The sequence below is a fragment of the Faecalibacterium sp. DFI.5.82 genome (assembly GCF_029076575.1).
Lineage (GTDB): Bacteria > Bacillota > Clostridia > Oscillospirales > Ruminococcaceae > Faecalibacterium > Faecalibacterium duncaniae.
The window spans coordinates 1-311 of sequence record NZ_JARFIS010000516.1; the positions used below are offsets into that span (position 1 = coordinate 1).

Here is a 311-nt window from a genome sequence, read left to right on the forward strand (position 1 = left end):
CCACGATGCTCTCAAAGCCATCACGGGAGCCGGAGCCAGCCTCACGGCCGATCAGAACGATCTCGCCGTCGTCGCCGCCAACCTCAGACCAGTTGGTGATCTCGCCGGTGAACATCGGTTTGAGCTGGTCAACGGTCAGGTCCTCGACCTTGCTTGCGTTGTTGACGATGATGGCGATGCCGTCCAGAGCGATGGTGGTGCCATCCACGTCTGCCTTCTCGTCGTCCTTCAGGGCACGAGAGGACAGGCCGATGTCCAGGGTCTTATAGGTAGCACTGGTGATGCCTGCGCCGGAACCGGTGGGGTCGTTG

Annotated in this window: 1 protein-coding gene; it reads right to left on the reverse strand. The window is 61.4% G+C overall.

Going from position 1 to position 311, the window contains the following annotated elements:
• The coding region (locus P0G09_RS17680; RefSeq protein WP_275253324.1) for a substrate-binding domain-containing protein at positions 1 to 311 on the reverse strand (311 nt) is incomplete at both ends.